This is a genomic window from Rhodococcus gordoniae (assembly GCF_001646655.1).
GTDB classification, from domain to species: Bacteria; Actinomycetota; Actinomycetes; order Mycobacteriales; family Mycobacteriaceae; genus Rhodococcus; species Rhodococcus gordoniae.
Window position 1 is genome coordinate 1 of sequence record NZ_LPZN01000078.1, and the last position, 9065, is coordinate 9065.

The window sequence follows — 9065 nt, forward strand, 5'->3', positions numbered from 1 at the left end:
ACACCCACCACCGAGCACACAAGCCGAGGGACGCACCGAAACCACAACACCGACACGGTGAACCGTCTCGGGTTTCTTGCCGCTCCTATATCGGTGACGGCTCCAGTTGTGGAGTCGACAGGTGAGCGGAGTACGCCGCCTCGAATTCATTCGGCGGGACGTATCCGAGACGGCTGTGCAAACAACTGCGATTAAACCAGTCGACCCACTCCATCGTGCCGTACTCGACGTCCTCGAGGGACTTCTAAGGACCCGGATGGAACGGGTTCCCCTATGTGGAGATGTCCGTCCCGGCAGCCCGAACATCCATCCACGGGTGTTCGGTGTTCGGTGTTCGGTATTGACCGAACACCGAACACCTGCCAGTCTGGAGTCGTGGACCTCGAAGCCCTCACCGTCGATGCCTTCAACCAGCTAGGCATCGACACCCGACGTGTCGACGCTGCCGACCACGGCAACGACCTCGTCGTGGACCCCGCAGGCCTGGCGTTGCCGATCCGTATGACCTGGCGTTCCCTGGTCACCGACGACGTCGCTGAACGACTGCTCGCCGACGCCCCATCCTCGGATGTTCCGCTGCTCGTCATCGCCAACAGGGTGACCGAGACCGCACGCACGCTACTCACCCAGCGAGGCAGCGGTTACCTCGACCTCCGAGGACGATTGGCACTCCGCACCGATCGCGTCCTCATCGACGCCCCCATCGAGCCGCTCACCGAACGAGCCGGCCGCTCGACCGCACTAGCAGGAAAGGCCGGACTCGAGGTCGCCACCGCGCTACTGCTACGACCCGAACACCCTGTGGCCGTGCGCGAGCTAGCCCGAGAGATCGGTCGCTCCCCCAGCACGGTCTCCGACATCCTTGCCGCACTGCGACGCGACGGTCTCATCGACACCCACAACACGGTCTCAGGAACCGAACTGTTCTGGAACGTCGCCGAGCACTGGCCGACCAAGCGGGCTCACCTGGCATCATTGCCCGCCCCGGGCGACGCAAGCGTCATACGGCCGTTGCGGCTCGGACTCGATACGGTGGGAGTCGAACCCGGTTGGGCGCTCAGCGATTCCGCCGCGGCATCCGCATACGGCGCACCCGTGGCCTTCCGGTCCGACCAGATACTCGACTTCTTCGTCCCCGACCAGTCGATCCTCCGGCGCGCCACCACCCTGCTCGGCACAGCACCCTCGAACAGACACGCACGCGCCACCGTACGCGTCGCACCCGTACCCGCAGCAGTCCAGAACCGGATCGACACCGACACCAACCCATTCGAATGGCCCCTGGCACACCCACTGTTCGTCGCCCTCGACCTCGCTCAAGACACCGGACGCGGACGCGAAATCCTCGACATATGGACCCCCGACGAGCGGTGGACCCGTGTCTGGTAACCACGTCACCTTCTTCGGCGACGCCATGTCCGCCGTCGCCCACGGCATCATCGAAATCCGATCCCTCCTCCACCGACCACCCGTCATCGTCGGCGGACTGGCCGTACTCTCACGACTGTCCAATCCCTACCGCGCCACCGTCGACCTCGACGTCGTCGACCGACTCCACGACGCAACACCCCACCTGGAAATACTGCGCGCCGCCTCCGGTGCACAACCGGTCGAACCAGCTGCAGTCCTTCTACCCACCACCTACGGCCCCGTCAAAGTCGACGTACTCGAAGTACGCCAGATCGAACTCGACCAACCCAGCGACGACCCCGGCGACCGACTCCACGCCGCCGCACACGCCTGGGCCAACGACACCGCCACCGACATACGCATCGAAGTCATCAGCAACCACGGCGACCACATCGACGTCACCACCCCCGTCGCCGAACCCGGACCACTGATCGCCATGAAACTCCAAGCAGTGATGAACCGCTCCACCAACAAACAAGGCACCGACCTCCTCGACATCGTGCACCTCACCCTCGACCCCGCCACCCGCCCCACCGCACTTGCCCAACTCCACACCGTCGACCCCGCCATCGCCCACGACATCGCACTACACATCGACCTGTGGTTCACCCGCAAACGCACCCACTCACTCCACCGCATCCACACCGCCGGCGGACACGACATCACCACCGACGACCTCGACCTCGTCACCGAACTACTCACCGACGCCACCCACCGCTGAACCACAACGACCCCCGGCCACGCATGAGCACAGCTCGACGCGCACCCTCCCCACCGACCACGAACTGTTCACCGAGCAGCGACAACAATCCGACTGGAGCCTGCTGCAGAAGGGGCATGTCTTCCGCTACCACACCGGATTCCAACTCGACAGTGCCAGTGAACGACTGCACATCGAAGAAGTGGAGCTTCCAACCCGTGGCGGCATTCGGACTGTGGGTGCTGTGCGGGCAGTGGACCTCAGCACACGGTCGGACCGGCACGATTCCCGAGCACATCGCCTCCGAGTTCTCGAACAATGACCCCGCCCCGATCGAACGGCTCATCGAGCAGGACTGTGGGAACACGTCGACGGGGGATACCGCATGCTGCAAGGCCCCTCGAACGATCCCGACCAGCCGCTGCCCGTGTGGCGCTGCGGTGACGACGACCTCGACGGACACCCCGTGGCCGTCTACGACACCCCCAACACCTGACAACACGACTCGCCTTCAACCCAGACGACAGCGTTTGGTGCGGTCCCCACAAGATGGGCGCCCTCTACTGGGCTCAGGGCATCGAGGCGACATCGAGGACCATCCCCGACTGCCCGGGACGAGTCGTGTAACCGAGTTCGGTGAAATATTCGTTCTCAACAGACGCCGTGATGGTCTCCGCCCCGAGGTCCGCGAGCATGTGCGTGATGCGATGTGCGAGTTGAGCAGCCACTGTCTCCGCGGTGCCGGGCACGGTTTCGAGCACCTCCAGATGTGCAGTGGCCTCACCCGACCAGCGCGCCGCCGCATGCCCGACATACGGGCGCCCGACCGCGTTGTTCACCTTGGCCTGGATCCACACCGCGAGTACACCGGCGTTCTTCCATTCGAGCGGCCGGTCGATGTCGAGGCCCTCGCGGGCGAGCCACACCCCGGAACGTTCGTGCAGCGCGACCTCGCTGACCCAATAGTCCTGACCGACCGGGTCGGAAGGCGGAGCCGAGATGTAGATGGTGTCACCGTCGCGGCGTCGGGTACCGCGAACCAGCAGACCTGTACACAGCTCCTCTTGCCATCGCGAGATCATGGTGCCGGCGACGGCGGCGGGGGTGTGCCAGGGCGGACCGGCAAGCTCGTCGCCCGTCTGGGGTGGATACATGGTCACAGCGAAGGTGTTCGGGTTGCGCGCCCACTTGAAGTACACCACCGCGTGGTCGAGTTCGACGTGTAGTCGAATCGGGCGGAACTGCTTGGCGATCCTGCCGCGGACCCGGATACCGTTGCGCAGTGCGCGCACCGTCTCGGCCGCGGTGTCGGTGAGCCGGTCGAGGGGCACACCGGTGACCTCCAGGCGCCAGCCGCCGTCGGATTCGGTGTCGGGATGGCGGATTCCTGCGGTCGGGGCGTACGGGCCGACCCGGGCGATGTGGTCCCGCAGTGCCTTCGATTCGGGATCCGGATCGAGTTTGCGGGCGTCGATGACTTTGAGCCACACCCGGTTCCAGGCGATGTTGTCCGGGGCCAGCACCGGGGTGCCGTCCGAGGCGACGAACACCACGAACAAAGGCTGGGTGTAGCTCAGGTTGGTGCGCATGCGCCGGTCCACATCGGTCCGGCGGATCATTTGGTACGCATAATCCGACCACTGCCGGCCGAGCACCGCACGCGCCCACGCTTCCGGTTCCACGGCCGGGTAGTCGTGGACCAGATCGGAGCCCGCTGCCTGCCGGTCGGGATACTTATCGGGATAGCCCTGCACATGGATCCGCACGCACACCGGCCTCATGTCCGCAGGGAAGGATCCCAGCTCGTCGGCGTCCTGATAGCTATAGCTCACCTGGATCCGCAGGTGTGGCGTCGTCAACGACGGCCCCTCGACAGGATGAGTATCGAGCAGCACCGACTGGCGATATGAGGGCTCTCCGGTGGCGGCGAGGCCGCGGAGCAGGTCACGGTAGACCGCGATGGGTTCTGCGAACCGCGTGGTGAGCAGTTCGATCATGTCGGTCATGGCGGCACGGTCGGGTCCGCCCCCGGACTCAGCAGGCGCAGTCATTCTTTCGACGCAGTGTCAGCATGGATCCACCATAACCGCCCCGCGGCACACCCCGGTCCCGACAGGCTGGATAAGTCGGTACCGGGTACGGAGCATCGGACTTCGCGGCGTCCTGTCGACCGTTCCACCGGCGCCAGCGACTCGACGGCACCAGCAACGTTCTTCGACGCTCCTACCGGTACCGCCACGATCCGGAAGCCGATGCCGCCTCACCTGGCCGGTGTATCGTGGTTCTCTTCGTCTTCGGACGGAGTACGCGGGAGCAATGACCGATGGACGAACACCTGCAGATGCAGCCCCCGGACTACCACCGCTGCCTCGACACCGTCTTCGCCTCACCCACAGCGTGCCGCGAACTCCTCGAACGCCTCGCCAAGACACAGGAATACGATCTGCAGTCGAAGTGGTCACCGTGGCTCGGCCAGGAACCCCCGCCCTACGGACCTGAGGCGAAACGGCGGGTTCCTGCCGAGGTGCAACTGTTGATGGTCGAGGCGCAATTGGCCGCTGAACGCGCGTCACACGAGCGGCTGTGGCGCGAACTCTACGACCTGCTGGGCGTTCCTCCCATGCAGGAGAGCAACGCCGAGCTCGTCATCCACATACGAATGCTGCTCGACCGCGTGAACAAACGCATCGCCGAACTCGAAGAAGCGGTAGCAGCCAAGGACGGTCCGGATGACTGAGCACACCAGCATCGACCATTGTTCCGGTGGACAAAGTGTCGACCCCTTCCAGTTCGGTCCCATAGAAGGAGGCGTTCGGTGACCTGGGGTGCGCAGGAATCGGACGAGCCGATCGCAACGACGAGAGTGCGCCAGGGAGTACCTGTGGCCTATTGCGGTGCCGACACCGACCGCGACATCCTCAACCCACACACGCAGCCGCCGATGCTGTTCCACGGTCATCCAGGTCGGATCACCAGTGCCGCGATCCAGCACATCCTCGTGGACTGGGTCGGCCTCGAGGACGAGCCCGTCAGCTTCGCTGTCGGCTACTGCCCTCCTACCATCGACGGTGGATGGGCCGGCCCGGTCGTGCTCGGACTGGCAGAAATCTCGGAGGACGAGTACCTCCGACGGACACAACGGATCGACAAGGGCAAGCGCCCTGTTCCGTAGTCGATTCGTCGCTGCAGGTCAAGATCGTCTCGCCTACCAGCGACCATGTCTACTTCAAAGAGTCGGCCACCCACCCGTTCCCACCCACGGCGGGGCCTGATAGTCGCTGCGGTCTCTCCCGAGTAAAGGGATCGCCGACAGCATCCTGCTGGAAGTCCGCCGCAGAGGACGGAGATGGGCCTTCCACCACAGGCTCTTCGAGGTCCGCGATCTCGTCTGAAGGATCATCGTCAGATGCCGGTGTGCTTTGCACAGAACTCTCCTCGTGGCCAGTCGAATCGATGACCGCTGCGGCGACCCCGAATCCGACAACGGCTGCTGCTACAACGGTGATGGCATAAGGCGCTACCGATTTCTTCATCACTGCGGCAGCCAATCATCAACAGAAGCACCCGAGGCCATCAGCCGTCCTCTCAACTCGTCAGCGAACCTGGTCACCATGCCGATATAGAGCGGCGCATATGCCTGTCGGGTCCGGTCGAAAGATGAGCTGTTCGTCCGGTCGAAAGATGAGCAGGTTCGGTCAATCCAGTCTGTCTCACCGGTTCGATCCGCGGAAGGCCCAGATCCGCTCGAGTTTTTCGTGACGTTTCAGTCGTCCGAGTACCAAATCAACGTTCCCGTTGTGGTCGTTGTCCAGCCGTCATGGAGTGGACGTCGGTTCCGGATGCTGTCGACGACGGTTGCGATCATGGCGTTGACCGAGACCCACAGCGGGCGTGAACCACCTGCGGATGCGGAGTACTCGACGACACAGCTGTGCAGGTCGCCGGGGCGGGTGTCGACACACAGTGAAGTACCGGCAGCATCGTCGGCGATGGGGATCAGGTCGGGGATGAACACTTCGGCCGGACTGCCCGCGGGCGCTGATCGGATTGCTGCCTCGTCAGGGGCGGAGCCTTCCGGCCAGCGCTCCCGTAGATCGTCGTTGATCTGCGTCCACATGTCCCAGGTGGTGAGGGCCTCGTCGAGGGAGAGCAACCGGAACATCGGGACGATCTCGATACCTCCACCTTGGAGCTGGAACAGCTCACGGACCTCGTCCGGCCACTGATAGCCGGTGTGGTTCTCGGCGGCGTCGAGATCGTCATCGGTGGCTCCTGCTGCCACGTCCTCGAGGGCGGCGGTGGCAGCGAGGTCCTGCCACAACACGGTCAGCTCACCGCCGCGGCTGACGGACCGCGGTGCGGTGCCGTCGTCTTCCGGCTCGATCGCACTAGCGCTCTCGTACTCGGGGACTGCGGGGCGTTGCTGAACTTGCCACTGGTGCAGCGCGTCTTCGGCTCCGGCCGCGACCTCATCCAGGGACGATGAACCGTCGAGGCCGGGAAGATCGATCGGCCCCTGCACCCCGTTGATCAGCAAACGGCCCGGAACAGCCTTGATGGTGCTGCCGGTTCTGTCGGCCCACTCCCGGGCGGCTCGCGCTGCATCGCGTGCTGCCTGCACGACGGAGTCACTGTTGCTCAGACCGTGCAGTCCTTGCCCACCACCGGTGTCACCACGTCGGTAGAAGACTGTCAGATCCCAGGCGATCACGTGAGCATTGTGCCTTGTTCTGCTGATCGGCAGTCGAAGTGGCAGGTTTCTCGGGCCGATGGAGGTCAGAACAGCGCCGGGGACACCCGTGCTGCGGTGACTGTCGAGGTTCCGTGCATCGGGTCAAGGTGACGAGCAGGTTCAGGTCTGCGCATCGGTCCCTCCAGCGGCAGCAGCGGACGGCAACGACTCGATCGCGGTGTGCTTGATGCGATAACTGGTGCCCTTCAACGCGATCACGTCGGCGTGGTGGACGATCCGATCGATCATCGCCGAGGCGATGGTGGCTTCGCCGAAGACCTCGCTCCACCTCGCGAACGGCAGGTTCGAGGTCAGGATGATCGAGGACTTCTCGTAGCGACTCGACACCAGCTGGAAGAACAGGTTCGCGGCATCGGTGTCGAACGGGATGTAGCCGACCTCGTCGATCACGACCAACCCGATCCGGGAGATCTTGCGCAGCTCGATATCCAACCGCCCCAACCGATGTGCATGCGCCAGCCGGGTGATCCACCCGGTCGCCGGCGCGAACGCCACCCGGTGACCGGTATGCGCGGCCGCGACCGCAAGAGCAGTCGCCAAATGCGTTTTCCCTGTGCCTGGCGGTCCGAGCAACACCACATTGCGGGCCTCGGCGAGCCATCCGCCGCCTTCGAGACGGGCGATCTGCGCCCGATCGAGACCGGGCTGGACACCGAAATCGAAGTCGGTGACCGTCTTGATCGCGGGAAATCCGGCGCTCTTGATCCGCAACCGGGCCCCAGACTCGGCGCGGGCATTGGACTCGATGGCCAGCACCGCCGCCAGATACTCCTCGAACGACCAGTTCGCGCTGCGTCCCTGCTCAGCGAGGCGGGCGTATTCGGCAACGATCCGCGGAGCCTTGAGCGCCCGGGCATGGTGGACGATCACCTTGTGCGCCTCCGAGGTGGTGTGACGGGCATTCATCACGCCACCTCCGACGTCCCGAACACCGCGTCGTAGGTGGCCAGATCCGCGACCTGCACCTCGACCGCATCCGGTGCAGGTCTGCCGCGCTGAGCGGCGGTGTAGTGGGCGCGTTGCTGCCGGGCGACGGCGGCATGCTCGGGATCGGTCACCACCGCCCCCGGCCCCCAACTGCGCCGATGATCGGCGACGAGGCGATGCTCGCAGGACACCCGCACCTGCTGCGGATCGGCGGTCAGGGTGATCATTCGTCCGATCACCTCCGGATGCACCGAATAGGCGGCCCCGCCGACCTGGACGTAGTAGTCCCGGCCGAGCCGGACGGTGCGGGTGGTCCCGACCGTCGGGGCGACCGGTGGCAACGCCGCCATCGCGGCCCGGTCCTCGGGCAGGGCGTCGACCGGCCGCCGACGGGTCACCCGGTGAGTGCGTGTGTTGGCCACCGCGAGCCACTGGGTGAGCTGGAGGTTGAAATCCGCCGGGGAGGTGAACCGCCGGCCGGGCAGAAACGAGGTCCGCAGATAACCGTTGGCGCGTTCGACGATCCCCTTCGTTTCGGGATCATAGGGCGGTGCCTGCACCATCCGGGTGGCCAGCGTGCCGCAGAACCCGGCGACACCATCGGCGAGTCGTCCTCGCTGCCCGATCCCGGCTTCGTTGTCCCACAACAGTGTCCGCGGAACCATCGTGAACGATTCGGTCAGCAGCTGCCACATGCCGGCCAGCAGATCCCCGGTCACCCGCGAGGGCAGCATCACCGCGGCGAGAAACCGCGAATACGTCGCGACCATCACCAGCACCGGAAACGAACGCAAGGCTCCCGCGTGGTCGGGAACGAGCGGTCCGGGGAACATCAGATCGCACTGGATCTGCTCACCGGGCAGATGCACCAGCCGATCCGCCGGGTCGGCCGGCTGATATTCCGGACGGATACGGGCAACGTTCTCGGCAAACCACGAGTTGCCACCGCTCCAGCCAACCCGTTCGGCGAGCACCGTCGTCGGCATCGCCGGATACGTCACCAGCAGGGTTCGCACCGCCGGTTCGGTCAGCGCCCACGCCGAACTCTGGGAACGGGCGCGTTCGTACTTCGGCGGTGCCTGTGAGCGCAACGCCTTGGCTACGGTGTTGCGCGAGAGCCCCAACTTGCGGGCGATCGCGGTCTGCGTCATTGCTTCCGAGTTGTGCAGCTGACGGATCAACGCCCAGTCCTCCACAGTGATCACTCCTCAATCGTCGAGTGGAGTGCTCACTTTTCGACCGGAATACCTGCTCAAGCTTCAACCGGAGCCGACA

At 64.9% G+C, this 9065-nt stretch carries 8 protein-coding genes; 4 read left to right on the plus strand and 4 right to left on the minus strand.

The window, feature by feature from the left end; all coding sequences use genetic code 11:
- The first annotated feature begins 375 nt into the window (after positions 1-375).
- Both A8G18_RS21465 and A8G18_RS21470 read left to right on the plus strand, forming a co-directional pair.
- Complete coding sequence (locus tag A8G18_RS21465; RefSeq protein WP_064065472.1) at positions 376-1389, plus strand: winged helix-turn-helix transcriptional regulator; 1014 nt, start codon at positions 376-378, stop codon at positions 1387-1389.
- Positions 1379-2131 (plus strand): nucleotidyl transferase AbiEii/AbiGii toxin family protein, encoded by a 753-nt coding sequence (locus A8G18_RS21470; protein ID WP_245207990.1) that lies wholly within the window; start codon positions 1379-1381, stop codon positions 2129-2131. The genes A8G18_RS21465 and A8G18_RS21470 overlap by 11 nt, the downstream gene beginning before the upstream one ends.
- 548 nt (positions 2132-2679) lie before the next feature.
- Here A8G18_RS21470 and A8G18_RS21480 read toward each other — a convergent pair.
- On the minus strand, positions 2680-4116 hold the full coding sequence (locus A8G18_RS21480) for a hypothetical protein (RefSeq protein WP_245207992.1): 1437 nt from the start codon (positions 4114-4116) through the stop codon (positions 2680-2682).
- Between the two features lie 317 nt (positions 4117-4433).
- Here A8G18_RS21480 and A8G18_RS21485 point away from each other — a divergent pair, with 317 nt between their 5' ends.
- A complete protein-coding gene (locus A8G18_RS21485; protein ID WP_064065475.1) occupies positions 4434-4847 on the plus strand; it encodes a hypothetical protein in 414 nt (137 codons plus the stop codon).
- 78 nt (positions 4848-4925) lie between these two features.
- The gene (locus tag A8G18_RS21490; RefSeq protein ID WP_064065476.1) at positions 4926-5282 is read left to right on the plus strand and encodes a hypothetical protein; all 357 of its coding nucleotides are present in this window, start codon (positions 4926-4928) and stop codon (positions 5280-5282) included.
- A 591-nt stretch (positions 5283-5873) separates the two neighbouring features.
- Here the strand turns inward: A8G18_RS21490 and A8G18_RS21495 are convergent.
- From A8G18_RS21495 to istA, 3 genes are all read right to left on the minus strand, one after another.
- A complete protein-coding gene (locus A8G18_RS21495; protein ID WP_064065477.1) occupies positions 5874-6821 on the minus strand; it encodes an SMI1/KNR4 family protein in 948 nt (315 codons plus the stop codon).
- A gap of 141 nt (positions 6822-6962) precedes the next feature.
- Positions 6963-7769, minus strand: a complete 807-nt coding sequence (gene istB / locus A8G18_RS21500; RefSeq protein WP_064065478.1) for an IS21-like element helper ATPase IstB — start codon at positions 7767-7769, stop codon at positions 6963-6965.
- On the minus strand, positions 7769-8986 hold the full coding sequence (gene istA / locus A8G18_RS21505; protein ID WP_064065480.1) for an IS21 family transposase: 1218 nt from the start codon (positions 8984-8986) through the stop codon (positions 7769-7771). The genes istB and istA overlap by 1 nt, the downstream gene beginning before the upstream one ends.
- Positions 8987-9065: the final 79 nt, after the last annotated feature.